Source organism: Sphingomonas sp. SL1004, from assembly GCF_057815015.1.
In genome coordinates, this window is the sequence record NZ_JBYMUX010000001.1 from 3,841,738 (window position 1) to 3,865,826 (window position 24,089).

General features: G+C 65.8%; 27 protein-coding genes and 2 riboswitches. Of the genes, 14 read left to right on the forward strand and 13 right to left on the reverse strand.

Annotated features, from left to right (window positions below; genetic code table 11):
- Positions 1 to 15: 15 nt before the first annotated feature.
- From AC3D24_RS17625 to AC3D24_RS17635, 3 genes are read right to left on the reverse strand one after another with little or no spacing between them, the layout of a single operon-like run.
- Complete coding sequence (locus tag AC3D24_RS17625; RefSeq protein ID WP_489032411.1) at positions 16 to 1,578, reverse strand: type II and III secretion system protein family protein; 1,563 nt, start codon at positions 1,576 to 1,578, stop codon at positions 16 to 18.
- 1 nt (position 1,579) lies between these two features.
- Positions 1,580 to 2,620, reverse strand: coding sequence for a Flp pilus assembly protein CpaB (gene cpaB, locus AC3D24_RS17630; RefSeq protein ID WP_489032412.1), 1,041 nt, complete (start codon positions 2,618 to 2,620; stop codon positions 1,580 to 1,582).
- 49 nt (positions 2,621 to 2,669) lie between these two features.
- A complete protein-coding gene (locus AC3D24_RS17635) occupies positions 2,670 to 3,143 on the reverse strand; it encodes an A24 family peptidase (RefSeq protein WP_489032413.1) in 474 nt (157 codons plus the stop codon).
- A gap of 19 nt (positions 3,144 to 3,162) precedes the next feature.
- Between AC3D24_RS17635 and AC3D24_RS17640 the strand changes: the two genes are divergently transcribed.
- From AC3D24_RS17640 to AC3D24_RS17650, 3 genes are read left to right on the forward strand one after another with little or no spacing between them, the layout of a single operon-like run.
- Positions 3,163 to 4,137, forward strand: a complete 975-nt coding sequence (locus AC3D24_RS17640) for an alpha/beta fold hydrolase (protein WP_489032414.1) — start codon at positions 3,163 to 3,165, stop codon at positions 4,135 to 4,137.
- Positions 4,112 to 5,233, forward strand: a complete 1,122-nt coding sequence (locus AC3D24_RS17645) for an NAD(P)/FAD-dependent oxidoreductase (protein WP_489032415.1) — start codon at positions 4,112 to 4,114, stop codon at positions 5,231 to 5,233. Before AC3D24_RS17640 ends, AC3D24_RS17645 begins: the two co-directional genes overlap by 26 nt.
- 37 nt (positions 5,234 to 5,270) lie before the next feature.
- Positions 5,271 to 5,372, forward strand: coding sequence for a YegP family protein (locus AC3D24_RS17650; protein ID WP_489032416.1), 102 nt, complete (start codon positions 5,271 to 5,273; stop codon positions 5,370 to 5,372).
- A 195-nt stretch (positions 5,373 to 5,567) separates the two neighbouring features.
- On the opposite strand, the gene AC3D24_RS17655 is transcribed toward AC3D24_RS17650, so the two are convergent.
- Positions 5,568 to 6,200 (reverse strand): hypothetical protein, encoded by a 633-nt coding sequence (locus AC3D24_RS17655; RefSeq protein ID WP_489032417.1) that lies wholly within the window; start codon positions 6,198 to 6,200, stop codon positions 5,568 to 5,570.
- Here AC3D24_RS17655 and AC3D24_RS17660 point away from each other — a divergent pair.
- Positions 6,199 to 6,717, forward strand: a complete 519-nt coding sequence (locus tag AC3D24_RS17660) for a hypothetical protein (protein WP_489032418.1) — start codon at positions 6,199 to 6,201, stop codon at positions 6,715 to 6,717. The two genes, AC3D24_RS17655 and AC3D24_RS17660, sit on opposite strands and share 2 nt — an antisense overlap.
- A gap of 145 nt (positions 6,718 to 6,862) precedes the next feature.
- Here AC3D24_RS17660 and rnhA read toward each other — a convergent pair whose 3' ends face one another.
- The 3 genes from rnhA to ispH are packed head-to-tail and all read right to left on the reverse strand — an operon-like array spanning position 6,863 to position 9,235.
- Complete coding sequence (rnhA, locus tag AC3D24_RS17665; RefSeq protein WP_489032419.1) at positions 6,863 to 7,330, reverse strand: ribonuclease HI; 468 nt, start codon at positions 7,328 to 7,330, stop codon at positions 6,863 to 6,865.
- Entirely contained in the window at positions 7,327 to 8,277 is a 951-nt protein-coding gene (thrB, locus tag AC3D24_RS17670) for a homoserine kinase (protein WP_489032420.1), read from the reverse strand. Before thrB ends, rnhA begins: the two co-directional genes overlap by 4 nt.
- 1 nt (position 8,278) lies before the next feature.
- Positions 8,279 to 9,235: a 4-hydroxy-3-methylbut-2-enyl diphosphate reductase gene (gene ispH, locus AC3D24_RS17675; RefSeq protein ID WP_489032421.1), complete on the reverse strand. Its 957-nt coding sequence runs from the start codon at positions 9,233 to 9,235 to the stop codon at positions 8,279 to 8,281.
- Between the two features lie 80 nt (positions 9,236 to 9,315).
- Between ispH and AC3D24_RS17680 the strand changes: the two genes are divergently transcribed.
- The 6 genes from AC3D24_RS17680 (at position 9,316) to AC3D24_RS17705 (ending at position 16,000) form a co-directional block, all read left to right on the forward strand.
- The gene (locus tag AC3D24_RS17680) at positions 9,316 to 9,996 is read left to right on the forward strand and encodes a hypothetical protein (protein ID WP_489032422.1); all 681 of its coding nucleotides are present in this window, start codon (positions 9,316 to 9,318) and stop codon (positions 9,994 to 9,996) included.
- Between the two features lie 326 nt (positions 9,997 to 10,322).
- Positions 10,323 to 10,426: riboswitch (glycine riboswitch) on the forward strand.
- Positions 10,427 to 10,535, forward strand: a riboswitch (glycine riboswitch). It abuts the riboswitch before it with no gap.
- 48 nt (positions 10,536 to 10,583) lie between these two features.
- Positions 10,584 to 11,816: a glycine cleavage system aminomethyltransferase GcvT gene (gcvT, locus tag AC3D24_RS17685; protein ID WP_489032423.1), complete on the forward strand. Its 1,233-nt coding sequence runs from the start codon at positions 10,584 to 10,586 to the stop codon at positions 11,814 to 11,816.
- A 1-nt stretch (position 11,817) separates the two neighbouring features.
- Positions 11,818 to 12,189 (forward strand): glycine cleavage system protein GcvH, encoded by a 372-nt coding sequence (gene gcvH / locus AC3D24_RS17690; protein WP_132735659.1) that lies wholly within the window; start codon positions 11,818 to 11,820, stop codon positions 12,187 to 12,189.
- Between the two features lie 132 nt (positions 12,190 to 12,321).
- Positions 12,322 to 13,680 carry an aminomethyl-transferring glycine dehydrogenase subunit GcvPA gene (gene gcvPA, locus AC3D24_RS17695; protein WP_489032424.1) on the forward strand — a complete coding sequence of 453 codons (1,359 nt, stop codon included), beginning with the start codon at positions 12,322 to 12,324 and terminating at the stop codon, positions 13,678 to 13,680.
- Complete coding sequence (gcvPB, locus tag AC3D24_RS17700; protein WP_489032425.1) at positions 13,677 to 15,251, forward strand: aminomethyl-transferring glycine dehydrogenase subunit GcvPB; 1,575 nt, start codon at positions 13,677 to 13,679, stop codon at positions 15,249 to 15,251. The genes gcvPA and gcvPB overlap by 4 nt, the downstream gene beginning before the upstream one ends.
- Positions 15,252 to 15,487: 236 nt before the next feature.
- Positions 15,488 to 16,000, forward strand: a complete 513-nt coding sequence (locus tag AC3D24_RS17705) for a CcdC protein domain-containing protein (RefSeq protein WP_489032426.1) — start codon at positions 15,488 to 15,490, stop codon at positions 15,998 to 16,000.
- Positions 16,001 to 16,156: 156 nt separating this feature from the next.
- On the opposite strand, the gene AC3D24_RS17710 is transcribed toward AC3D24_RS17705, so the two are convergent.
- A complete protein-coding gene (locus tag AC3D24_RS17710) occupies positions 16,157 to 17,050 on the reverse strand; it encodes a DMT family transporter (RefSeq protein ID WP_489032427.1) in 894 nt (297 codons plus the stop codon).
- Between the two features lie 216 nt (positions 17,051 to 17,266).
- Between AC3D24_RS17710 and AC3D24_RS17715 the strand changes: the two genes are divergently transcribed.
- Complete coding sequence (locus AC3D24_RS17715; RefSeq protein ID WP_489032428.1) at positions 17,267 to 18,802, forward strand: aminoacyl--tRNA ligase-related protein; 1,536 nt, start codon at positions 17,267 to 17,269, stop codon at positions 18,800 to 18,802.
- Between the two features lie 221 nt (positions 18,803 to 19,023).
- Entirely contained in the window at positions 19,024 to 19,383 is a 360-nt protein-coding gene (locus AC3D24_RS17720) for a VOC family protein (RefSeq protein WP_489032429.1), read from the forward strand.
- Positions 19,384 to 19,504: 121 nt separating this feature from the next.
- Here AC3D24_RS17720 and AC3D24_RS17725 read toward each other — a convergent pair whose 3' ends face one another.
- Positions 19,505 to 20,221, reverse strand: coding sequence for a carbon-nitrogen hydrolase family protein (locus tag AC3D24_RS17725; RefSeq protein WP_489032430.1), 717 nt, complete (start codon positions 20,219 to 20,221; stop codon positions 19,505 to 19,507).
- 28 nt (positions 20,222 to 20,249) lie between these two features.
- Positions 20,250 to 21,320 (reverse strand): PA0069 family radical SAM protein, encoded by a 1,071-nt coding sequence (locus tag AC3D24_RS17730; protein WP_489032431.1) that lies wholly within the window; start codon positions 21,318 to 21,320, stop codon positions 20,250 to 20,252.
- A gap of 175 nt (positions 21,321 to 21,495) precedes the next feature.
- Between AC3D24_RS17730 and AC3D24_RS17735 the strand changes: the two genes are divergently transcribed.
- A complete protein-coding gene (locus AC3D24_RS17735) occupies positions 21,496 to 21,678 on the forward strand; it encodes a hypothetical protein (RefSeq protein ID WP_489032432.1) in 183 nt (60 codons plus the stop codon).
- Between the two features lie 36 nt (positions 21,679 to 21,714).
- On the opposite strand, the gene AC3D24_RS17740 is transcribed toward AC3D24_RS17735, so the two are convergent.
- Entirely contained in the window at positions 21,715 to 22,530 is an 816-nt protein-coding gene (locus tag AC3D24_RS17740; protein ID WP_489032433.1) for a hypothetical protein, read from the reverse strand.
- A gap of 142 nt (positions 22,531 to 22,672) precedes the next feature.
- Positions 22,673 to 22,936, reverse strand: coding sequence for a hypothetical protein (locus AC3D24_RS17745; protein ID WP_489032434.1), 264 nt, complete (start codon positions 22,934 to 22,936; stop codon positions 22,673 to 22,675).
- Positions 22,937 to 23,293: 357 nt separating this feature from the next.
- Here AC3D24_RS17745 and AC3D24_RS17750 point away from each other — a divergent pair, with 357 nt between their 5' ends.
- Entirely contained in the window at positions 23,294 to 23,398 is a 105-nt protein-coding gene (locus tag AC3D24_RS17750; RefSeq protein ID WP_489032435.1) for an HTH-like domain-containing protein, read from the forward strand.
- A 163-nt stretch (positions 23,399 to 23,561) separates the two neighbouring features.
- Here AC3D24_RS17750 and moaB read toward each other — a convergent pair whose 3' ends face one another.
- Positions 23,562 to 24,089: a molybdenum cofactor biosynthesis protein B gene (gene moaB / locus AC3D24_RS17755; protein ID WP_489032436.1), complete on the reverse strand. Its 528-nt coding sequence runs from the start codon at positions 24,087 to 24,089 to the stop codon at positions 23,562 to 23,564.

Consider the following 24,089-nt stretch of genomic DNA (forward strand, 5'->3'; position numbering starts at 1 on the left):
ATGATCGGCGCGGGCTCAATTCGAGAAACCGGGGGCGGGCACGACGCCCTTCTTGGCCTTGCCGCCTTTGGTCATGGTCGAGGCCGGCACGGCGTCGTCCTCGCTGCGGCGGACGTCGCCGCGCGGCAGCGGCATCACCGGCGCCGCGGCTCCGACCGAGGGCTGCGCGTAGGTCGGTGGTGCGACCGTCGGCACCGGCCGCTTGCCGCCACCGCTTGCACTGAGCGTTCCCAGCAGCACGCGGTCGAGATCGGTCGGCGAGCGAGCGCCGTCGGTCGGCAGCGCGATATCGCTGGCGTTGTTGACCGGCTTCACCAGATACGGCGTGACCACGATCACCAGTTCGGTCTCGTTGCGCGAAAACGCGTTGGAGCGGAACAGCGCACCGATGATCGGCAGTGCGGCCAGCCCCGGAGTCTTGTCGTACGAGTTGTTGTGGCTGTTCGACAGCAAGCCGCTGATCATCATGCTCTGGCCGGAGCCGAGTTCGACGGTCGTCTCGGTGCGCCGCGTGGTGAGACCTGGAACCCGCGTGTTGTTGAGCGTCACGGCGTTCGAATAATCGAGCTGTGATACTTCCGGGCGGACCCGCAGCGATATCCGGCCATCGGAAAGCACCGTTGGCGTATAGGCCAAGCTGATCCCGTATTGTTTGTATTCGACGGTGCTCGTGCCAAGTGCCTGTGCGACCGGGATCGGGACTTCGCCACCCGCCAGGAACGTACCGGTCTCACCCGATAAAGCGGTAAGATTCGGATTGGCGAGCGTCGTCACCTGGCCCGTTGTTTCGCCGAGGTCGAGCGAGCTCAGGACATCGAGACCCAGCAGGCTGCCGGCGAACCCGAGCGTCGTGCGCCCGGTGCCCTTGGTGAAGGTGCCACCGGTGGTCGCGGTCGGGAACGTGCCCGCCGTGCTCCCCGATGCGACACCGAAGTTGAACCCGCCGGTCGAATCCCGAGTCATCAGGTTGACGCCGATGTTCTTGACGAAGCTGCGGCTGACCTCGGCGACGCGCACCTGCAGGTTCACCTGCAACGGCGTCGCGGTCTTCAGACGCGACAGGACCTTGGTGGCATCCCCCACGAACGCCTGCACCAGGCGCTCGGCCTCGGCGGCATCCTCGGGGGCGGCGACCGTGCCGGTCAGCAGGATCAGCCCGTTCATCGGCGTCGCGACGACCTGAGCCTCCGGCATCGCCAGCCCCAGCATCTGCTGGACCGAGTCGAGGTTGTTGCCGACGCGAACGGTGGCCGCATAGACCACGCCGCCGCCCTTGGCAGTCGCCGAGATCGTCGTCTCGCCGGTCTTCTTACCGAAAATATAGAGCTGGGTCGGCGAGCGGACCTGGACGTCCGCGACGGTGTCATCGGCGACGAACAGGTCGGTCATCGGCCGCGCCAGCGTCACCAGCCGGCCGCGACCGGTGTTGACCTGTACGACGGGGGATCCCGAGGGGGCCACTGCCGACATCGCGCGCTGCGCGAGCGCCGGGACCGACGGCGCAGTGGCGGCGGCGATCAGCGCGACCGCGGTCGGCCAGCCAAGCGGCGTGCCGAGAAGCGTCTTGGACGTACGCATCTTAATTCTTCCCCCCGACCGGAACGATCGTCAACGCATTGCCGCGCGCGATCCGCACGACCGGCCCCTGGACGGCGACTGCACCGCCCGCCGAGGGCGAGACCGGCACGCCCTGCATCGCCGGGCCACCCATACCGCCGCCTTCGACTTGCTTGCCGGGCACGCTGCTGCGCTGATAGCGCGAGACGTCCGCTCCGGTCTGGAAGGTGGAGGCGCCCGCCGATGGCTGGCTCGCGAGCTTGACCATCATCGCCTTCTCCGCCTTCGGATCATTGCCATCGGGCACCTTCACCGCGCCCGACGCGATCGCTTCCTCGAGTTCAGCCGAGTTGTCGGCGATCGAGCGCAGCGACAGCGACAGCGACCCGAGCGTCTGCGCGACCGCGACCTGCTCCGCCATTTTTGGTGTCGCCTCGATCGTCACGTTCGAGAACGTGCGGACCTGCGTCTTGCCGTCTTCGCCCACCAGGTTGTCGGTGCGCTGGTCGGTGGCGAGCACGCGGATGTTGCGCATGATCGTCTCGGACACCTTGAGCGGCTGGCCATCGCCGCCGCCCGCTACGGTCTGCGTCAGGACCAGATCGATCCGGTCACCCGGAAACACGAAGCCTGCGACCGCCGCCTGTGCCGATACCGGTACGGTGACCGCCCGCATGCCCGGCCCGAGGGCCGCCGCCAGGAAGCCGCGATCACCGGGCTTGACCAGCGACCCCTGGGTGACCGGCTGCCCGGCGGTGATGTTGCTGCGCACCACCGTCCCCTGCAGCGACTGGAGATTGGTCTTGTCCTTGAGGTAATAGGCGTTGTCGACCAGCTCCTTGGGCCAGGGCTGATATTTCAGCGCGGTCGCATCAAGGATCGTGCCGACCGGCAGCGAGCGCGTCGCGACCAGCACTTCGGGCCCGTCGACGACCGGCGCGGCCATGACGACGGCACCCGCTTGCGGCGCCGAGCTCCCGGCGATGAGCGTCCTGGCGAAGAATGCTGTAATGGCTGCGACTATCAGCGCACCAACCAGCAAAACGATCTTGCGACTATCCATGACTACTTCGTGCCTTTCAGGCGCCGGGAGTGTGTTCCGACATTAATCATCACTGAAACTGGTTAAGGAGTGGTTCGCGCAACGCGAGAAGCCCTGCGATTGCTATTGCGACACCGTACGGGACTTCGATCTGACCTTGATTCTTCTTCCAGGCCCGCTCGATCATCATGACGATCGTGACGATTCCGCCCGCGATCGACATCACCATCAGCATCGACAGGAACGCCGGAAACGGCAGCCATAATGCCAGCGCGACGATCAGTTTCACGTCGCCGCCGCCCATCATCCCGAAATGGAACGCGACCAGGAACAGCGCGAATACACCGAGCGCCACGCCGATTTGCAAGGCCATGTCCGGCCAGACGTCGAGCCCGTTGGCATACCACCAGACCGGCGCCAGCAACGCGACCGCAGCGTTCTTCCAGTTCGCGATCTCGCGCGTGCGCGCATCCTGGATGCCCGCGGAGACCAGCAGGCCACCGAGCACGAGAATCAAAATTGGAAGAGCAATGTTCCACCCCATCGGCTAAGCCCTAACGGAGATGGCTTTCGAAAAAGTAACCGTCCCGGATACGCCCGCATCCGACCCCGTTCGCCGTACGATTCCTGGCGATGCGCGGATCGGCTGTTGGACCGCGCCGGACGGCTGGAAGCTGCGCCGGTTCGACTGGCCGGCAGTACGTCCGCGCGGGCGCCTGCTGTTCCAGACCGGGCGCGGCGATATTTTCGAGAAGTATCTGGAAACGTTCGCGCATCTGAACGCGCAGGGCTGGTCCGTGACGGCGTTCGACTGGCGCGGGCAGGGCGGATCGGGGCGGTTGTCGGCGGATCCCCATGTCGGCCACGCGAGCGATTACGGCGTGTACGATGCCGATCTCGCGGCGTTCTGGGACGCGTGGAGCGCGGCGGGCGAGGGGCCCCGCGTCATCCTGGGGCATTCGATGGGTGGCATGCTGGTGATGCGCGCACTCGCCAGTCGCTCGATCCGGCCGGATGCCGCGATTCTCGTCGCACCGATGATCGGTCTGAAGGCACCGCTGGGGTCCGCGTTCAGCGGCTTGGTCGCAGGGTGGATGGCACGGCGCGGTAATCCGGCGCGCGCGGCATGGCGCAGCAACGAGCGTCCCGGCACCGTCGCGTCGCGCCAGGCGCTGCTGACGCACGATGTCACGCGCTACCGCGACGAGGGGTGGTGGCAGGCGCGGCATCCCGAACTGGTGCTTGGTCCGCCGAGCTGGGCGTGGCTCGCGCAAGGCTTTGCGGGTGCCGCCGCGCTCGCCGCCGATCCACGGATCGAAGCGATCGAAACGCCGGTGCTGATGCTGATCGCAGAGGCGGACGCGCTGGTCGAGCCGCGCGCCGCACTGCGCCTGGGCGCCCGCCTGCCCGACGCGCAGATCGTGCGCTTCGGTCGCGAATCGGCGCATGAAATTCTTCGGGAGGCGGATGGCGTGCGGAACCGCGCGCTGGCGGCGATCGATTCGTTCCTCGATGCCTGCGTCCACAAGCTTCCGTGAGGCCGTGTCCGTGACGCCGATGTACGACATCGCGATCGTCGGCGCGGGAATGGCCGGCGCCAGTCTCGCGGCGGCGATCGGGTCGCGGGCGAGCGTCCTGCTGATCGAGGCGGAAGATGCGCCGGGCTATCACGCCACCGGCCGCTCGGCGGCGTTCTGGTCGGAAACATATGGCGGCCCCGATATCCAGCCGCTCACCACTGCGTCGGGCTCCTTTCTCCGGGCGGGCGGACATTTGGCGCCACTCGGCTCGCTGCATATCGGCTGCGTCGGTGACGAGGCTGCGGTCGACGCGTTCCTCGCCGAGTTCGCGGACAGCGCCGTCGTCCTCGACCGGGTTGACCCCGCCGCGTTCGTCCCCGGCCTGCGCCCCGAATGGACGCTCGGCGTGCAGGAGGCGAGCTGTGCCTATATCGACGTCGCCGCGCTGCACGCCGAAAGCGTTGCCACCGCCCGTCGTGCCGGTGCGACCCTCGTCACCGACGCCGCGTTCCTCGGGGCCACCCGCGCAGACAGCGTCTGGACCATCGACACCAAGGCGGGGCTGTTCCGCGCACGTACGCTCGTCGACGCCGCCGGGGCCTGGGCCGACAGGGTCGCTGCACGCGCGGGCGCGCGTCCGCTCGGCGTGCAGGCGTATCGCCGGACGATGGTCCAACTCCGCACCGATCCCGGCGCGCGCGAAGGCATGCCGCACGTCGCCGACATTGCCGGTCGCTTCTACTTCAAGCCCGAACCCGGTGGCCGACTCTGGCTCAGCCCGCACGACGAGACGCCGACCGACCCGTGCGACGCCGCCCCCGAGGAGATCGACGTCGCGATCGCGGTCGACCGGTTCGAGCAGGTCGTCGACTGGCGCGTCGCCGCGGTCGAGCGGCGCTGGGCGGGCCTGCGTACCTTCACGCCCGACCGCCTGCCCGTCTACGGCTTCGACCGCGATGTGCCCGGCTTCTTCTGGTGCGCGGGGCAGGGTGGGTTCGGCATCCAGACCGCGCCTGCCGCCGCGCTGCTCGCCGCCAGCCTGTTGCTCGACAACACGCCTGATCCAGCCGTCGCGGCGATCGATCCGGTGCGCTATTCTCCCCTGCGATTCTGAGACAGCCTCGGCACGCGTTCATCAACAAGTCGGCGATATGGCGCCTCAGTTCGTAATCGAGCAGAAGAAGGCCGGCGCCAGGAACGCGATCGAATCGATCCTCAAGAACGGCCCCACCGTCCCGGTCGACGAAATCTGACCAATTCGCCCGAGTCGCGCGGGTGCCCGGCTGGAAACGGACGTCCGTCGATCGTGTAGATGGTGGAAACTGGCAATGCGTGGCAGAATTCGTACACCAGAATGCAGCATAATTCCGATTTCATACCCTGGAAATTCCGGATCTGTTCTGCCGAAAACAAACGATAATGACTTAGCTTCGTAAACTACAGAAATGTTAATTATCTAATCTGGTTAACCCGCCATCAACCGCCGGTCGGCAGAGCAGATCCATCGCATCCGGATGTTCGTTCCAGACGCACTGCGATGTCGACACCTCGTCGTTATTGAGGGTGTAAACATCATGGACGAACTCTTCGTGGGAAGTGCGGTCTCGACGATCAGTGCGCGTGGCGAGCTGGCTCTTCCCGAACATTTCTGCATCACTATACAGGCACGACAGGCGCGCGAGGATCTGTTCATCGGTCTTCACGCCGACGATCCGTGCATGCTCGTCTACGATCGCGGCAGCGTTGCCGACCGGCATTGTACGCTGGCAGAGCTTGGCGACGATCGCTCGTGGGGCAGCGGAACGCGCGATACGCTGCTTCGGCGACGACTCGGGTTCGTCGCGCCCGCGCAGATGGATGGCAAGGGGCGGCTGCGTATCGCCTCTTGGATGCGGTCGCGGCGCGGGGTGCGCCAGCGCGCGCTGCTGGTCGGCATGGGCCGTCACTTCGAAGTCTGGAATCTGGATCAGGTGCTCGAACAGGGACCGGGCGACCTGATCGTGCTGGCCGCGCTGCATCTCGACGCGCTCAATCTCGACCCGCTCAATTTGGACTCGCTCACCATCAAGGAGGATCATCATGAACCTGCTCTGTCACGCCTCGGGGCACGTCGCCGCGCCGCTCGTCCTGGAAAATCAGGGGTTCCTGTTCAGCCGCTGCCAGCGCTGCCGGCACGACCTGATCCGCTCCGTCCCGTCCTTGGCAGGGTCGTCGGAGGCCGCTAGCTGGACCCGCGTTCCTGAAGGCCTGCGCGTGGCGTGGCGCTCGGCGGACGTGTCCGCGTTCGACCAGCCGACATGGTTGCAGCGATCCTGGGAACGGGTGCGCGATCGCGGCCATCAGTCGAGCGTCGCGATCACCGACGCGGCGCAGGTCGCGTTCGCGGTGGTCGGCTGGCATGCCACCGACGCCGCGCGGCGCGCGAAGCAAACGACGCTCGCGGCCTACCGCTCCGGTCGTCGCGTCGTCCGCCTGCCACGTCCCGCAAGGCCGCCACATGCGGGTATCGTCATTATAAACCTCACGATGAACCGCGACCCGTCCTGGCGCGATGCGGTGCGGTCCGACACGCAGTTCGGCGACGTCGTAGGCGCGTGATCTCCTGATTCTCCCCCGCCGGGGGAGGTGGCGGGCACTTGCCAGACGGAGGGGGAGGAAAGGGAAACGCCTGTTCCGTGTCCTCCCCTCCGTTGCCTACGGGGACACCTCCCCCCTGGTGGGGGAGGATCGTAGCGAAGCCGACCTACCGCCGCCCGGCTGCCACCGCTGCATCGCTCGCCAATTTGTCCGCGCGCTCGTTCTCGGGGTGGCCGGCATGACCCTTCACCCATTGCCACACGATCTGGTGCCGCCCGACCGCGGCCAGCAGCGCATGCCACAGCTCGGCGTTCTTCACCGGCTTCTTGTCGGCGGTCTTCCAGCCGTTGCGCTGCCAGCCCTTCACCCACTTGGTGAGCCCGTCCATCACGTATTTGCTGTCGGTATACAGCGTCACCGAACACGGCCGCGTCAGCGCATTGAGCGCCTCGATCGCCGCGGTCATCTCCATCCGGTTGTTGGTCGTCGGCGTCTCGCCGCCCGACAATTCCTTCTCGTGCGCGCCCATGCGGATCACCGCACCCCAGCCGCCGGGGCCCGGATTGCCCTTGCAGGCACCATCCGTGAAGATCTCGACCTTCGTCATGGTGGGGGCGGCTGCGTCGTCAGTCATGCAAACAGATCGTCCTTGAGATACGTCTCGAGCCGCTGCCAATAGGCGAGCGGATCCTTGCGCGTCACCAGCGCATCGGCGGGCGTGTTGAGCCAGTCCCATGCGCGCGTCAGCAGGAACCGCAGGCATGCCCCCCGCGCCAGGATCGGCAGCGCGGCGCGCTCGGCGTCTGACAGCGGAAAGCGGCTCGCATAGCCCTCGATCAGCGCCTTGCCGATCGCCGGATCATAGTTCGCGCCATCGCCGTCGAACGCCCAGGACGTGTGCATCACGGCCAGATCATAGGCGCGGATGTCGGTACAGGCGAAATAGAAGTCGATTACCCCTGTCACCCGGTCGCCGAGCATCAGCACATTGTCGGGAAACAGGTCCGAATGGATCGCCGCCATCGGCAGGTCCCGCGGCCACGCCGCCAGCACCGCCGTCAACGCCGCCTCGGTCCGATCGAACAGCCCGGGTGCGATCGTGTCGATATCGCGGCCGCAGCGTTGCAGGAACGGTCGCCACGTATCCGCACCGAGCGGGTTGTCGCGGACCTGGTCGAACCCGGCGAGGCTCGTGTGCATCTGGCCCATCGCCGCGCCCGCCGCATAGGCCTGCGCCGCGGTCGGATGCGACACCGACACGCCGGTCAGGAACTCGATCAGGCATGCCGACCGTCCCGCCAGTTGCTGGATCGCCGTGCCATCACGATCGGGCAACGCTCGTGGTACGGGATTGCCATCGGTGGCGAGGTGATCGAGCATGTTGAGGAAGAACGGCAGGTCGTCGGTCGACGTGCGCTCCTCATACAGCGTCAGGATGAAGCGGTCGGCGGTCGTTTCGACGAGATAGTTGCTGTTCTGCACACCCTCGGCGATGCCCTTCGCCGAGAGCAGTTCGCCGTGATCGTAGCGCGCCAGGAACGCGCCCAGCGCCTCTGCCGAAACCTGCGTATACACCGCCATGCTAGGCGGCCGCCTCCAGCCCGCGCGGCAGCTTGAACGCGATCGTCTCTCGGTTCGTCTCGACCTCGCGCTCCGACACGCTGAAGCGTTCCGACAGCCGATCGACCAGTTCGCGCACCAGCAACTCGGGCGCAGACGCACCCGCGGTGATCCCCAGCGTACCGACACCGGCAAGGAAGTCCCAGTCGAGGTCGCTCGCGCGCTGGATCAGCATCGCTGGCGTCCCCTCGCGCTCGGCGACCTCGACCAGCCGTACCGAGTTCGACGAGTTCGGCGCACCGATCACCAGCACGGCATCGACGCTGTGCGCGATCGCCTTCACCGCGGTCTGGCGGTTCGACGTGGCGTAGCAGATGTCCTCGCCCCGCGGCGGCAGCATCTGCGGGAAGCGGCGCTGCAACGTCGCCACCACTGCGGCGGTATCGTCGACCGACAGCGTGGTCTGCGTCAGGAAAGCGAGGTTCGTCGGATCGGCAGGCGCGAACACCTCGGCATCATCGACCGTCTCGATCAGCGACATGGCGCCCTCAGGGACCTGCCCGAACGTGCCGATCACTTCGGGGTGCCCGGCATGGCCGATAAACACGATATGGCGCCCGGCTCCGACCAAGCGCTCGGCCTGGCGGTGGACCTTCGATACCAGAGGGCAGGTCGCGTCGAGATATTCCAGCCCACGATTCTGCGCGTCGAGCGGCACCGACTTCGGCACGCCGTGCGCCGAAAATACCACCGGGGCACCGTCCGGCACCTCGTCCAGCTCCTCGACGAAGATCGCGCCCTGCGCCTTCAGCGTGTCGACGACGAACTTGTTGTGGACGATCTCGTGGCGGACATAGACCGGGGCGCCATGCTTCTCGATCGCCAGTTCGACGATCCGGATGGCGCGGTCGACGCCGGCGCAAAAACCTCGGGGCGCTGCGATCAACAGTTCGAGCGGCGGCTTGTCGATTAGGCTCATGATGCGTCAGCCTCTACGCGATTGCTTGCCTGGACGATAGCCGGTTCCTATGGTGCGCCGCGACAGGGGCCGCTTGCGACATGCGGTGGCCCTTTCGCTCGTTCGAGAAGGTAAGCGTCGCCGTGAAAGCCCCTATCCTAGCCGTTTCGGCGTGTGCGATCCTCCTGACCGGGTGCGCCGGCAAGGGCGAAGTCGATGCGACCGGCGGCATTTCCGCGGTCCGCTCGGTCTGCCCGCCTGTCGCGATCCCTGCTGCGACCGGCGACATCACGCTGTTCGATCCGGTTGGCAGCCGCGAACAGTCGGCAATCGACGTCGCCGCGCTGATGACTAACGTCCGCTCGACCTGCGCCGACGCGACCGACCAGGTCGTCACCAGCGTCACCTTCGACATCCGCGCCCGCCGTACCCGCACCGAGGGTGCGCGCGACGTGACGTTGCCGTACTTCATCACGGTGGTCCGCGGCGGCAGCGCCGTCGTTGCCAAGCGCATCGGTCGCGTCGCGCTGCACTTCGAGGCGGGCCAGGCGCTAGCTTCGGCGTCGGCGACCGCCTCCGCAACGGTCGCCCGGTCTGCGGCAACGCTGCCCGACGACGTCCGCGAAAAGCTGACCCGCAAGCGCAAGGCCGGCGACCAGGACGCCGCAGTCGATCCTCTGAGCACCCCTGAAGTCCGGCAGGCCGTCCTCCGCGCCAGCTTCGAGGCCCTCGTCGGCTTCCAGCTCACCGACGACCAGCTCAAGTACAACGCCACCCGCTGAGGCAAGCCTCCCTCTCCCCGCCGGGGAGAGGGAAGGGGCCCGCGGCACTTGCCGTGGGAAGGGTGAGGGGAGTGGGGCTCGCGACGCCCGCCCCCGCCGATCCGTCATGCCGGGCTCGTTCCGGCATCCACGGCTCAGCGAAATCGACAGAGCCGAACGCGCGGAGCGGTGGACCCCGGAACAAGGCTCTCCTGAGCTTGTCGAAGGGCCCGGGGTGACGGAAGGAGGGACCGTCCCATCTAATTCTTCTGGCGCCCCTCATCCCTAGATTGACTATAATTGTGCGCCGCGTCACAGATTGACGCGTCGATGTCGGGCAACCGGCATGGCACCGCGCGGGAGAGCGTTTCCGGTCCTTTCAGGGCCAACGGAACCGCCGAAGGAGCAACCACCCCGGAATCTCTCAGGCACCAGAGACCGCGCGAGGCTGATCGACACTCTGGAAAGCGTCCTGGCGTTCGCGCCGAGGGCCACCGAAGGGGTAAGCGCTGGACAAGTCCGGCGCGAAAGCTCTCAGGTCCCGTGACAGAGGGGGTTCGGATCGTTGCACCCATTGGTGCCGCGCGCCCCTTCGACGGAGACCGGATATGAGCGATTACGCCAGCATCATCGACCAGGCGGACGATTACGTCGAACCCGAGATCCTGCCATTGCCGCTCGACGCGTGGCACCGGGCTAACGGCGCACGGATGGTTGAATTCGCCGGCTACGAGATGCCGATCCAGTATGAAGGCATCATGGCCGAACACGCCTGGACGCGCGACTCGGCAGGCCTGTTCGACGTCAGCCACATGGGCCAACTCGTTTTCTCCGGCGAAGGCGTCGCGCACGCGCTCGAAACCGTCCTGCCGGGCGACATGGTCGGGCTTGGCGAGGGCAAGATGCGCTATTCGCTACTTCTCGCGCAGGACGGCGGCATCCTCGACGACCTGATGGCCACGCGTCTCCCCGACGACCAGCCGTCGCCCTTCTCTGCGCAGGACGTCGAGCCTGAGGCGTACGACCCGCTTCATCCGTCGCCGACCGCGAGCGGCAGCTTCTACGTCGTCGTCAACGGCGCGACCAAGTATGACGACATCAGCTACCTGATCGAGCATCTGCCCGACGACGTCACGATCAACATCCTCGAAGACCAGGCGCTGCTCGCGGTGCAGGGGCCCAAGGCGGTCGAAGCAGTCGCGCGGATCGTCCCCGGTGTCGACGGCCTCGTGTTCATGACCGCCGGCGCGTTCCACTGGAACGACGTACCGCTCTGGATCAGCCGCTCGGGCTACACCGGCGAGGACGGCGTCGAGATTTCGCTCCCCGCCGAACACGCCGTCGCGTTCGCAGACGCGCTGCTCGCGCTCCCCGAGATCAAGCCGATCGGCCTCGGCGCGCGCGACTCGCTGCGTCTCGAAGCCGGCCTGCCGCTCTACGGTCACGACCTCGACCCGGAGATCACGCCGGTCATGGCCGACCTCGGCTTCGCGCTGTCGAAGCGTCGCCGCGAGGCCGCCGACTTCCCCGGTGCCGAGCGCATCCTGACCCAGCGCGAGCATGGCCCCGCCACCAAGCGCGTCGGTCTGATCGTCGAGGGCCGCCAGCCCGCGCGCGAGGGCGCCGAAGTGATCGACGACACCGGCGCGACGATCGGCCGTCTGACCAGCGGTGGTTTCGCACCCACGCTCGGGAAGCCGATCGCGATGGCCTATGTGCCGCTCGCGTTGTCGACGCCCGGCACTCGCATCGAAATCGCGCAACGGGGCAAGGTCCACACCGCCACCGTCACCGCGATGCCCTTCATTCCCCACCGCTACGTCCGCGCAGGAGCCAAGTGATATGAGCCGTTACTTCACGCAGGATCATGAATGGGTCGACGTCGACGGTGACGTCGGCACCGTCGGTATCTCCGAATACGCGCAGAGCCAGCTCGGCGACGTCGTGTTTGTCGATGTCCCCGAAGCCGGCAAGACGTTGTCGAAGGGCGACGAAGCCGCCGTCGTAGAGTCGGTCAAGGCCGCCTCCGACGTCTATTCGCCGGTCTCGGGCACTGTCACCGAGGGCAACGCGGCTTTGACCGATGACTCCAGCCTGGTGAACTCGGACGCCGAAGCGGCCGGCTGGTTCTTCAAGCTGACGCTCAGCGACCCGAGCGAACTCGACAGCCTGATGGACGAAGCCGCCTACGCAGCCTTCGTCGAAGGGCTGTAAGATCTAGAACCCCCTCCCGCATGCGGGAGGGGGCAGGGGGTGGGCACGCGCTCACCTCCAGCGTTCCGCCCGCAATAGGCCGGGCGCCCACCCCCGACCCCTCCCGCATGCGGGAGGGGGGAGTCGATGCCGATGCGCTACCTTCCCCTGACCCAGCCCGACCGCGCGGAAATGCTCGCCGTCATCGGCGCCGCGACCATCGACGACCTCTTCGTCGACGTTCCCAAAGCCGCCCGCCTCGACGGACCCATCCGCGAACTGCCGATGCACGCGTCCGAAATGGCGGTCGAACGCCACATGTCGGCGCTCGCCAAGAAGAACCTCACCGCGGGCGAGGCCCCGTTCTTCCTCGGCTGCGGCGCGTACAAGCACCACGTTCCCGCGTCGGTCGACCACCTGATCCAGCGCGGCGAGTTCCTCACCGCCTATACGCCGTACCAGCCCGAGATCGCGCAGGGCACGCTGCAGATGCTGTTCGAGTTCCAGACTCAGGTTGCGCGGCTGCTCGGCACCGACGTCGCTAACGCCTCGATGTACGACGGCTCGACCGCGTGCTGGGAAGCGATCGTGATGGCGCGTCGCATCACCAAGCGAGGCAAGGCGATCCTGTCGTCGGGCCTCCACCCGCATTACGTCTCGGTCGCGAACACGATGGCCAAGTTCACCGGCGACGTGCTTGACACGACCGCGCCCGAACTGGTCGCCGACATGGACCTCGACCAGCTGATCGCGAAGATCGACGACGATACGTCGTGCGTGGTCGTCCAGTACCCCGACATCCTCGGCCGCATCGCCGACCTGCGTCCGCTTGCGGATGCGTGCCACGCGAAGAAGGCGCTGCTGATCGCGGTCGTCACCGAGCCGGTCGCGCTCGGCGCGATCACCTCGCCCGGCGAGATGGACGCGGACATCGTCGTCGGCGAAGGCCAGTCGCTCGGCGTCGGGCTCCAGTTCGGCGGGCCGTACGTGGGCCTGTTCGGGTGCAAGGACAAATACGTCCGCCAGATGCCCGGCCGCCTGTGTGGCGAAACGGTAGACGCCGACGGCCGCCGCGGTTTCGTCCTGACGCTGTCCACGCGCGAGCAGCACATCCGCCGCGAAAAGGCGACGTCGAACATCTGCACCAACTCGGGGCTGTGTGCGCTGGCTTTCTCGATCCACATGACGCTGCTCGGTGAAGCCGGCCTGCGTCGCCTGGCAGGGCTGAACCACGCGGGTGCGGTTCATGCCGCACGTCGATTGGCGAAGGTACCGGGCGTCGAATTGCTCAACACGCTGTTCTTCAACGAATTCACGCTGAAGCTCCCCGTCGAAGCCCGCCCGATCGTCCGCACGCTGGCCGACCGCGGCATCCTAGCGGGCGTCTCGCTGGGCCGGCTCTATCCCGGCAATGACGACCTCGCCAACGGCTTGGTCGTTGCGGTGACCGAGACGACCACGGCGGAGGACGTTGAAACGCTTGCGTCCGCACTCGAGGAGATACTGGCATGAGCATCAACCAGAGCGGCTGGCGCCCGACCGCCCCCGAGGCGAACACGGTCAACGTCCCAGCATCGGTCACCGGCAACAAGGCGCTGATGCTGGAGGAAGCGCTGATCTTCGAGATCGGCGACGCGAAGACGACGGGCGTCGACTTCGGCGAAGGCGACGTCGCGCACGACATGCTCGGCGATCTGACGCGCAAGGCGCCCATCGGCCTCCCGGGTCTCTCCGAGCCGGAAACCGTTCGCCACTACACCCGCCTCTCGCGCCAGAACTACGGCATCGACCTCGGCTTCTTCCCGCTCGGCTCGTGCACGATGAAGCACAACCCGCGCCTCAACGAGAAGATGGCGCGGCTGCCCGGCTTCTCCGACGTCCATCCGCTCCAGCCGGTCGACACGGTGCAGGGCGCGCTCGAAGTCATCCACCAGCTCGCGCACTGGCTCGTCACGCTCACCGGCATGACCTCGGTCGCGATGAGCCCCAAGGCCGGCGCGCACGGCGAGCTCTGCGGCATCCTCGCGATCCGCGCGGCACTCGAAGCCAAGGGCGAAGGCGCGCGGAAAATAATCCTCGTCCCCGAGAGCGCACACGGCACCAACCCCGCCACCGCCGCGTTCGCCGGCTATAGCGTCGAGGACATCCCCGCCACCACCGAAGGCCGCGTCGATACGACCGCGCTGAAAGCCCGGCTTGGCCCCGACGTCGCCGGCGTGATGATCACCAACCCCAACACGTGTGGCCTGTTCGAGAGCGACATGCGCGAGATCTCCGACGCGGTGCACGCGGCGGGCGGCTTCGTCTATTGCGACGGCGCGAACTTCAACGCGATCGTCGGTCGCGTCCGGCCGGGCGATCTCGGCATCGACGCGATGCACATCAACCTGCACAAGACCTTCTCGACGCCGCACGGCGGCGGCGGTCCAGGCTCGGGCCCGGTGGTGTTCTCGGCAGCTTTGACCCCCTACGCACCGCTCCCGTTCGTCGAGAACCAGGACGGCCAGTTCGTCCTCGTCGAGGAGGAAACCGCAGGCGAACATCACGCCGGCAGCTTCGGCCGCATGGTCGCCTTCCACGGCCAGATGGGCATGTTCACGCGCGCACTGACGTACATCCTCAGCCACGGCGCGGACGGTCTTCGCCAGGTGTCGGAGGATGCAGTGCTCAACGCGAACTACATCCTGCGCAGCCTCGACGATACGCTCGACGCGCCGTTCGGCCCCTCGGGTCCGTGCATGCACGAGGCGCTGTTCTCGGACTTGGGGCTTGCCGCCGGCTTCTCGACGATCGACATCGCGAAGGGCCTGATCGACGAGGGCTTCCACCCGATGACGATGTATTTCCCGCTCGTCGTCCACGGCGCGATGCTGGTTGAGCCGACCGAGACCGAATCGAAGGCGGCGCTCGACCAGTTCATCGCCGCGCTCCGCTCGGTCGCCGAGCGTGCGAAAGCCGGCGACCCCAGCCTCAAGACCGCCCCGCACTTCGCCCCCCGCGCGCGCCTCGACGAGACGCTCGCGGCACGCAAACCGGTACTGGTCTGGAAGGACCCCGCTCCGCTGGCGCAAGCCGCGGAGTAAGGGAAGCAGGTGATCTTCGAGGCGTGACGCTTACACCCGAAGAACAAGACCACCCCGGCGAAGGCCGGGGTCCAATTGGGTGACGCTGCTGAGGGATGGCGGCGTATCGTTATTGCCACCTCTTCAATTGGGCCCCGGCCTCCGCCGGGGTGGCAGTCCAAATGTGTCGCCGCCTCTTTACCTTGGCTGTATTGCTGCCATGCTACACCAATTGAGGTGATGGCGTGGGGGACGCAATGCAGGCGCACGAAGCGCAAGGCTGGATCAGCTACGCGATCACCGCGGTCGTCATCGGCATAGTCTTCGCGATCCGCTGGCGCCGCATGAGCGTGGTGAAACCTCTAAAGCTCGAACGCCTCTGGGTCTTCCCCGCGCTCTACGCCGCCGTCACGCTCTACATGTTCGTGATGTACCCGCCGCACGGCCTCGCCTGGCTGTTCTGCGCACTAGCCCTGGTCATGGGCGCAGCGCTCGGCTGGCAGCGCGGCAAGCTCATGCGGATCACGATTGATCCGGACAGCCACGCGCTCAACACGACGTCGTCCCCGGCAGCGGTCCTGTTCATCGTAGCGATCGTCGCAGTCCGCACCGGCGCCCGCGCCGTCATCGGCGACGGCCACGCCCTCCACCTAGACACCTTCGCGATCACCGACATGCTGGGCGCGTTGGCGCTAGGCCTGTTCACCACCCAACGCATCGAAATGTACCTCCGCGCCAAGCGGATGCTCGAAACGGCCCGCGTCCGCTAACCCGCCGCTACCGTACGATCCTCCCCCGCAAAGGGGGAGGTGGCTGGCCCTTTGCCAGACGGAGGGGGAGGGAAGGGCAACCTTTGTTCCGCGTCCTCCCCCTCCGTCACCTCCGGCGCCACCCCCCCCTGGCGGGGGAGGATTACAGGCTCGCCGTCAAGCGATCGCCTGCTCAGTCTCTTCCCGCCGCCGCACATGCTCGCGCCACACGATATACAGCCCGCTAGCCACGATGACCGGCGCCCCGACCCAGGTCGCCTCCGCGGGCAGCGTGTCGAACACCAGCCACCCCAACAGCGTCGCCCACAGCAAGCTCGAATAATCCATCGGCACCACCACCGAAACCGGCCCGAGCCGCAACGACGTCGTCATCGCGATCTGCGCCAGCCCGCCGAAGATCCCGACGCTCGCCAGACACACCCACGCGACCAGATCATGCGACTGCGCCGCCCTCCCATAGAATACCGACAGCGGGATCAACGACAGCGCTGAGAACCAGAATACCGTCGTCAGCGCGCTCTCGGTCTTGCCAATCTGCCGCAACAGGATCGACACGCTCGCCGTCCCGAACGCCCCCGCCAGCGCACAGCCCGCGCCCCATAACGGAAAGTGATCGCCCCCTGGTTGCGCAACGATCAGCACACCCGCGAACCCGGTCGCGACAGCAGCCCAGCGATGCCACCCGGTCGGCTCGCGCAACACCAGCGCTCCCAGGATCGTCGCGAACACCGGCACCGTGAACCCGATCGTCGTCGCCTCCGCGAGCGGCAACGCGACGATCCCGTTGAAGGTAAATGCCATCGCTGACAGCCCGACCACCGCGCGTACGATATGCGCGGGCAACCGCTTGGTCGCGACCGAGGGCAAACCTGGGCCGGCTAGTATCACCCCCGAAACCAGCAGGCACGCGCCGAACTGACGAAAGAACAGAATCTCCGACACGCTCGCGCCGTGCCGCTCGGCCAGCTTGATCGCGGTATTCATCAGCGCGAAGATCACGACCGACAGCAACCGCATGCCGATGGCGGGAAGGATGCGGTCGGTAGGCATGCGTGGCTCCTAGCCAACGCCCGCCGCCGCGTCACCCTCCGCACTACGACGCTCGTCCCGTTCAACAGCCGTCATCCCAGCGAAAGCTGGGATCTTTCGCGGCTGAGGCGGGGCGTTCCCCGGGGAGATCCCAGCTTCCGCTGGGATGACGGCAGAAGGTTTGAAGGCGATGGAGGATGGGGTGACGAAGCGCCGTGTTCGCGATAAGCGCACCGCATGATAAAGCGCGCACTCCCCGTCACCCGCGAGGCGGATTTCTCCGCCTGGTACCAGGCCGTCATCTCCGAGGCCGATCTCGCCGAGGAATCCGGCGTCCGCGGCTGCATGGTTATCCGCCCCTGGGGCTATGGCATCTGGGAGCGCATTCAGCGCCTTCTCGACGACCGGATCAAGGCGACCGGCCATGAGAACTGCTATTTCCCGCTTTTCATCCCGCTCTCGTATTTCGAGAAGGAGGCCGAGCATGTCGACGGTTTTGCCAAGGAAATGGCCGTGGTCACGCACCACCGTCTCAAGGCCGACGGATACGGCCGTCTGATCCCCGACCCCGACGCCAAGCTCGAGGAGCCGCTCGTCGTCCGTCCGACCTCCGAGATGGTCATCGGCGCCGCGTTCGCGCGGTGGGTCCAGTCGTGGCGCGACCTGCCCGTGCTGATCAACCAATGGGCCAACGTCGTGCGCTGGGAAATGCGCACGCGGATGTTCCTGCGCACCAGCGAGTTCCTCTGGCAGGAGGGCCACACCGCCCATGCCACCGCCGATGAAGCGCGCGACGAGACGCTGAAAATGCTCGAAGTCTATCGTGACTTCGCGGAGGAATGCCTCGGCGTCCACGTCATCGCCGGCGAGAAGCCCGAGAACGAGCGCTTCCCGGGCGCGGTCGCGACCTACTCGATCGAGGCGATGATGCAGGATGGCAAGGCGCTGCAAGCCGGCACCTCGCACTTCCTCGGCACCAATTTCGCGTCGGCGCAGAACATCCGCTTCCAGAATGCGGGCGGCGAGTTCGAGCTGTGCAACACCACCAGCTGGGGCGTGTCGACTCGGATGATCGGCGCGGTCATCATGGTCCACGGCGACGACGACGGCCTGCGCGTGCCGCCGATGATCGCCCCGTGGCAGGTCGTGATCGTGCCGATGCTGCGTGACGTCCCCGAGGACGCGGCGATCGTCGACTATTGCAAGTCGCTCCAGGCCGAACTCGCCAAGCAGTCCGCGCTCGGCGAACCCGTCCGCGCGCTGCTCGACCTCAAGCCTGCCAAGGCCGCGACCAAGCGCTGGGGCTGGGTCAAGAAGGGCGCACCGGTCGTGATCGAAGTCGGCGGCCGCGACGTGGCGGGCGGCAACGTTACCGTAATCCGCCGCGACCGCCTGTACCGCGAGGACGGCAAGCTGAACAGCAACCCCGTCGCTCGCACCGATTTCGTCGGCGAAGTGTCGGGGGTTTTGCACGACATTCAGGCGTCGCTCCACGTCGAGTCGATGAACCGCCTCAAGGCCAACATCGTCCCGGTCGACGACTTCGCCGCGCTCGAAGCGCATTTCGCAGACGGCATCAAGAACCCGGGTTGGGTCGACGTCCGCTGGTCCAAGCCCACCGGCCCCGCACTCGACAAGGTCGTCGAACGCCTGAAGGCGCTGAAGCTCACCATCCGCAACGCCCCGATCGGCCAGACCGGCTGCGACGACGGCACCTGCATCTTCACCGGCGAGTCGGCCGTCGAGCGTGTCCTGATCGGGCGCGCTTACTAAGCTCCCGTCATCCTGGGTTCGGCCCATGATCCCGAGCCGAGGGCGCGCCGTGCGTGGCCCTCGGTCCCGGACGGAAGATATCGTTTCGCACCTGCCATCCCAGTCGTGCCCGAATATTGGTGCTGAGAAAGCAACCAAAACGATCCGAACGGCAGGATGCTCTGCATCTGTTCGTCAGATACCATCGCCTTGGTTTCGGCGACGCGACTCGGGAGGCAGGCATGGGCGTGACGGGGATCGGCGGTTTCTTCTTCCGGGCCAAGGATCCGGAGGCGATACGGGCATGGTATGTCGAGCATCTCGGCGTAGGATCGGTGCCCTATGGATCGTGGGAGACCCAGACGGGCCCCAGCGTGTTCGCACCGTTCGCGGCCGACACCGACTATTTTCCCGCGGATCGTCAATGGATGCTCAACCTGCGCGTCGACGATATCGATGGCCTGCTGGCGAGCTTTCGCGCGGCCGGGGTTGCTGTCATCACCAATCCGGAATGGGACAGGCCCGGCTTCGGTCGCTTCGCCCGCATCCACGATCCGGAAGGCAATCCCATCGAATTATGGCAGCCCGAAGACTCCGGGTGAAGTAGCGGCATTCGACTTCGGTTTCGCCAGTGGCCGCAGTCAGGGCACGACGAGCGCAAGTCGCGGTTCCCTGTCACGCCTTCTCGACCTTCACCGTCCGCAGTGATCGCTCACCGTGTAGTTACGGCACGTCGTAGATCGCGACACCCTCGACGCCCTCGTCAACCCGTGCCGCGATCGTGCCGTCGGGACGCACGATCATCGTGCAGCCAAGACTCAGCAGTGCGCCATGCGACCCAGTGACGTCGGCGGACACGATCCAGCATCCCGTCTCCTCCGCCCGCGCGCGCAAATTCCCGATGCTTCGCCCACGCCAGCGTGCAGCGGTATCCGGCGACAGCATATTGTTGAGCGGATAGCAGATCACTCTCGCACCCTGATCGGCGAGTTTTCCCGCGGCCTTGGGATAGTTGGCATCGTTGCAGATGTTGATCCCATACCGCACTCCGGCGCAGGCGAAGACCGGGCTGACGATGCCTGCCACAACGCCCGGTTCGTTCGGATGGCGCTTGGCATAGCGTCCGACAATTCGGCCGCGTTCGATCACCAGCGCGCAGTTCGTGATACCGTCCGGCCGACGCTCGAAACTGCCGAGGATCACCGTGGCGGCAACCGGCGCGAGCTGCGCGAACACCGCCCGCCACCGTTCGTCTTCAACATCGATGGCGCGCGCCGCGATCGTCGCGGAGTCGTAGCTATGTCCCAGCAGATGGCATTCCGGAAACACGGCAAGGTCCACCCCTCGCATGTTCGCGCGCGACAGATCGGCGACGACGCGCGCGACGACGCTCGCCGCATCGTCGAACACCGGCGCATGCTGGAACGCCGCTATCCTCACCGCCGCGCACCGATCTTCGAAATCGGGATCAGAACAACTCGCCCTGCGGCCCCCTGGGCGCCCGAAACAGGTCGTTGCGCAACGCGATCCGCTCCTGATTGAGCCCGTGTTTCGCGCACGCGATCCGGAACCGCGTCCCCAGCAACTCGGCCCACGGACCTTGCCCCTTCATCCGCGTGAAAAAGTTCGGATCATTATCCTTCCCGCCGCGCAAGGATGCGATTGTCGCCATCACCTTTCCCGCGCGGTCCGGAAAATGCTCGTCGAGCCATGCACGGAACAAGGGCGCCACCTCATGCGGCAGGCGCACGGGAATGAAAAACGCGCGGGTTGCCCCGGCCTGTGCCGCGCGCGCGATCAAATGCTCGATCTCGTGATCGGTAATTGCCGGGATCACCGGCGCGATCGACACGTACACCGGCACGCCGGCATCGGCGAGCTTGCGCACCGCCGCCAGCCGCCGTTCCGGATGCGGCGCGCGCGGCTCGACGGTCGATGCGACCTTTGGATCGAGCGATGTGATCGACATCGCCACCGCCGCCAGTCCCTTTGCCGCCATCGGCGCGAGCAGGTCGATATCGCGCACCACGCGGTCCGACTTGGTGGTGATGGTCAACGGATGATCCGTCTCCGCCAGGATCTCGATGATACCGCGGGTGATACGCCAGTCGCTTTCGATCGGCTGGTACGGATCCGTATTGGTTCCGAGCGCCATCGGCGCGACGGCATAGCCCGGCTTCGACAGTTCCGCGCGCAACAGCGCCGCCGCGGACGGCTTGGCGAACAACTTGCTCTCGAAATCCAGCCCCGGCGACAGATCGTGAAATGCATGGCTTGGCCGCGCGAAACAATAGATGCAGCCATGTTCGCATCCCCGATACGGATTGATCGATCGGTCGAACGGCACGTCGGGCGAGGCGTTGCGGCTGATGATCGTCCGCGGTGTCTCTACTGTCACCGTCGTACGAAGCTTCGGCGCGATCCCGTCGATACCCTCGCGCATGTCGAGCCAGTCGCCGTCCGCCTCGGTCTGCGGCAGGTTGAAACGCTGGCTTTCTCTGTTGAGCGTCGCGCCGCGGACGGGTCGGGCCTTGATCATGCGCGGACGCTAGACGCGTGCACTGAACGTAACAAGAACAAACGCAGTAGATCCAAGCGCGTCAGATTTCATCGATCCTAACATGGATCTATCATTTTTCATCCGTTTTCGAGGGACTTGGCACTGGTAAGAATGATCACTCGCCGCGCGTTCGGATAGCGCGTAGGGCAGGGGCATGACGGGACAGATCACCACGGTGGAACGCGCATTCGAGCTGGCACGATCGGGCCAATGCGACTCGGTCAACGATCTGCGCCAGAGACTGCGACGCGAAGGGTATGACGCGGTTCATCTGCATCTGCATGGTGCCTCAATCAATAAGCAGCTCGTCGATCTGATCCACGCCGCCAAGGCCTGACGTGCCGCGACCGCGCGACGATCGCGGCACGTCTGATCATCCGCGTCGTAGCGACCCGTCGACCAGATAGGCGACGCCGGACTTGTCGTACTGGTTCTGGAATCCGCCTGGATCGAGCGGATGCAATCCGGCGCGCGCGAGTATGGCGGCGCGCGAATGATCGGCGGGTGCGGGCTTGCCGCTATCGTGCGCGTCCTTGGCTTCCTTCAGCCCTTGGAAGCAGATTACCAGATCGGGATCGAAGTTGGTGTACCAGTTGATCCCGTAGTCGATCAGGTCGTCAGGATCCGATCCCGACGACAGGAACAGTCCGATCTTGCCCAGCAGCGACGGCGTGATCGCATCCTTGATGGTGTTCGCCGAACTTTTCAGCTTGTCGCTCATCTGCTGCGCGGTCAGCTTGTCGAGCGGCGTCATGTCGTTGGCGATGATCTTTTCCAACTCGGCCCTCACGGCGGGCGCGGCCTTGTCGATGATCCCGTGCATTGCGGACCAAGACGTGCTGTCGCTTTCGAAGGCGAGGCTGACGATGCCGAGGATTTCCGGTTTCAGCCCGGGATCGGCGCCGGGTTTGCGCGCCGCAGTGAACTCGGCGAACCCGAATTTGGTGACGTTGTCGAAGCCGACACGACCGATATTGTCGGGGATATGCCGCACTGCGCCCTGCTTGACGTGTTTGGCCCAGTCGTAGCTCGCCCACGGGTTGGTCCAGGTCTGAGTCGATCCCGGCACACCCAGTTTCGAGCGGAACGCGATCACGACCATGTACACTTCGTCGCCGTCGGACAGCCAGTTATCCTCGTCGGCGTTCTGTACCCGCAACGTGTCGAGCCCCAAATTCCATGTCGGCATCACCCATCCCCCTTTTGCTGTTCAGACGGGGGAGGCTGTCACAGGATGCCGAGTCGGAACGATCGCAGCTGGGTCGATAACGGAGGCGTCACGGACGAGACGGCACCGATATGGTGGCGTCCCGTCCAAACGATCAGGCGGATCACTTCGCCGCGAGTTTGACGGTCTTCGGCATGCCGAATCCCTGGGCAGACCACCGCGCCGACGTCTGACAGGTGATCCGATCGATATGTGAACCGGTGGCGGCGGGTTCTGTCAGGCAATATTTCCCTGTCTTCGCGTCATACTTCAGCGAGACCGTCTGCGGTGCGTCGCTTGGCGCTGCGAACACGGGCGCTGCGAGCATGGGCGCAGCGCCGGCGAGGGCGGCAGCAGCGAAGAGGCTCTTCCGGATGATCGATGGCATGGTAACGTCCTTGTGGTTGGTGCGAAGCGCCCGGACGGGCGGTATCTCGACCAATGCACTTGGTGTGCCAGTTTAGTAATACAGTGCTACAGCCGACAAAGGCTCTTGTAATCGCAGGTTTCTTTTCTTCAACCGCCGCATTTGGGTAGTGCGCCGCCGAGCTGAGATCCTGCCAGATTTTGGCGGAAACTCCATTTTTGTGGCGTGGATTGCTTTGCGCCTAGGGCGCGTCGTCCTCACCTATATTCGCTCTCAGCGGCGTTCGCGATCGCTCGCGGCAATGAGCGGCGTGCCGTCGCCCTGTTCATGAGTAGCGCGAAAAAGGGATCGCCGCGGGCGGGTATGGTAGCGTGAGCAATGAGCGATCTAGCAAACCAACTTCGCGCCGCCGTTGAAGCTGCCCTCAAAGGTGGGCGCGTATTGGCGATCCACTTATTTGGGATCGAGCATGCGGAACGATGAGGGCACCGCGTTAAAATCGCTGGCCGAACAAGCCGGACTTGGCGAATCGTTTGCAACGGAACTTCGGAAAGCGTCCGCCTTGCGGAATTCGTCGTGATAAAACGGTTATAAACGGAATACGCAACAACCGCTGAGCAAAGCGGGCAACGATGCCAAGGGCGTATTAGCGCTCCAGCAGGCGAGGCATGAGTTCGACAAAATTGCAGGGGCGGTGTCGGCTGTCGAGTTGGTCGCGCAGGATGCCGTCCCAGCCGTCCTTCACCGCACCCGTCGAGCCGGGCAGCGCGAATATGTAGGTGCCGTGCGACACGCAGGCGCACGCGCGCGACTGGATCGTCGACGTGCCGATCGTCTGGTAGCTCAGCATGCGGAAGAGCTCGCCGAAGCCGGGGATCATCTTCTCGGCAACCTGCTCGACCGCTTCCGGTGTCACGTCGCGCCCGGTCACGCCGGTGCCGCCGGTGGTGATTACGCAATCGACCTCGGGATCGCCGATCCAGGCGTGAAGACGCGAGACGATCGTCTCGACATCGTCCTTCTCGATCCGGCGATCGGCGAGCGCATGACCTGCCTCGGTCAGTCGCGCGACGAGGGTATCGCCCGAGCGATCTTCCGCCAGCCCGCGCGTATCCGACACGGTGAGCACGGCGATACGGACCGGCAGGAAAATCCGGCTTTCGTCGATCGGCAT

What these genes read in the sequence shown, in the direction of transcription:
- AC3D24_RS17625 (WP_489032411.1), bottom strand. Translation starts at nt 1,578, where the DNA reads ATGCGTACGTCCAAGACGCTTCTCGGCACGCCGCTTGGCTGGCCGACC.
- cpaB (WP_489032412.1), bottom strand. Translation starts at nt 2,620, where the DNA reads ATGGATAGTCGCAAGATCGTTTTGCTGGTTGGTGCGCTGATAGTCGCA.
- AC3D24_RS17635 (WP_489032413.1), bottom strand. Translation starts at nt 3,143, where the DNA reads ATGGGGTGGAACATTGCTCTTCCAATTTTGATTCTCGTGCTCGGTGGC.
- AC3D24_RS17640 (WP_489032414.1), top strand. Translation starts at nt 3,163, where the DNA reads ATGGCTTTCGAAAAAGTAACCGTCCCGGATACGCCCGCATCCGACCCC.
- AC3D24_RS17645 (WP_489032415.1), top strand. Translation starts at nt 4,112, where the DNA reads ATGCCTGCGTCCACAAGCTTCCGTGAGGCCGTGTCCGTGACGCCGATG.
- AC3D24_RS17650 (WP_489032416.1), top strand. Translation starts at nt 5,271, where the DNA reads ATGGCGCCTCAGTTCGTAATCGAGCAGAAGAAGGCCGGCGCCAGGAAC.
- AC3D24_RS17660 (WP_489032418.1), top strand. Translation starts at nt 6,199, where the DNA reads ATGAACCTGCTCTGTCACGCCTCGGGGCACGTCGCCGCGCCGCTCGTC.
- AC3D24_RS17655 (WP_489032417.1), bottom strand. Translation starts at nt 6,200, where the DNA reads ATGATGATCCTCCTTGATGGTGAGCGAGTCCAAATTGAGCGGGTCGAG.
- rnhA (WP_489032419.1), bottom strand. Translation starts at nt 7,330, where the DNA reads ATGACTGACGACGCAGCCGCCCCCACCATGACGAAGGTCGAGATCTTC.
- thrB (WP_489032420.1), bottom strand. Translation starts at nt 8,277, where the DNA reads ATGGCGGTGTATACGCAGGTTTCGGCAGAGGCGCTGGGCGCGTTCCTG.
- ispH (WP_489032421.1), bottom strand. Translation starts at nt 9,235, where the DNA reads ATGAGCCTAATCGACAAGCCGCCGCTCGAACTGTTGATCGCAGCGCCC.
- AC3D24_RS17680 (WP_489032422.1), top strand. Translation starts at nt 9,316, where the DNA reads ATGCGGTGGCCCTTTCGCTCGTTCGAGAAGGTAAGCGTCGCCGTGAAA.
- gcvT (WP_489032423.1), top strand. Translation starts at nt 10,584, where the DNA reads ATGAGCGATTACGCCAGCATCATCGACCAGGCGGACGATTACGTCGAA.
- gcvH (WP_132735659.1), top strand. Translation starts at nt 11,818, where the DNA reads ATGAGCCGTTACTTCACGCAGGATCATGAATGGGTCGACGTCGACGGT.
- gcvPA (WP_489032424.1), top strand. Translation starts at nt 12,322, where the DNA reads ATGCGCTACCTTCCCCTGACCCAGCCCGACCGCGCGGAAATGCTCGCC.
- gcvPB (WP_489032425.1), top strand. Translation starts at nt 13,677, where the DNA reads ATGAGCATCAACCAGAGCGGCTGGCGCCCGACCGCCCCCGAGGCGAAC.
- AC3D24_RS17705 (WP_489032426.1), top strand. Translation starts at nt 15,488, where the DNA reads ATGCAGGCGCACGAAGCGCAAGGCTGGATCAGCTACGCGATCACCGCG.
- AC3D24_RS17710 (WP_489032427.1), bottom strand. Translation starts at nt 17,050, where the DNA reads ATGCCTACCGACCGCATCCTTCCCGCCATCGGCATGCGGTTGCTGTCG.
- AC3D24_RS17715 (WP_489032428.1), top strand. Translation starts at nt 17,267, where the DNA reads ATGATAAAGCGCGCACTCCCCGTCACCCGCGAGGCGGATTTCTCCGCC.
- AC3D24_RS17720 (WP_489032429.1), top strand. Translation starts at nt 19,024, where the DNA reads ATGGGCGTGACGGGGATCGGCGGTTTCTTCTTCCGGGCCAAGGATCCG.
- AC3D24_RS17730 (WP_489032431.1), bottom strand. Translation starts at nt 21,320, where the DNA reads ATGATCAAGGCCCGACCCGTCCGCGGCGCGACGCTCAACAGAGAAAGC.
- AC3D24_RS17735 (WP_489032432.1), top strand. Translation starts at nt 21,496, where the DNA reads ATGACGGGACAGATCACCACGGTGGAACGCGCATTCGAGCTGGCACGA.
- AC3D24_RS17740 (WP_489032433.1), bottom strand. Translation starts at nt 22,530, where the DNA reads ATGCCGACATGGAATTTGGGGCTCGACACGTTGCGGGTACAGAACGCC.
- AC3D24_RS17745 (WP_489032434.1), bottom strand. Translation starts at nt 22,936, where the DNA reads ATGCCATCGATCATCCGGAAGAGCCTCTTCGCTGCTGCCGCCCTCGCC.
- AC3D24_RS17750 (WP_489032435.1), top strand. Translation starts at nt 23,294, where the DNA reads ATGAGCGATCTAGCAAACCAACTTCGCGCCGCCGTTGAAGCTGCCCTC.
- moaB (WP_489032436.1), bottom strand. Translation starts at nt 24,089, where the DNA reads ATGCCGATCGACGAAAGCCGGATTTTCCTGCCGGTCCGTATCGCCGTG.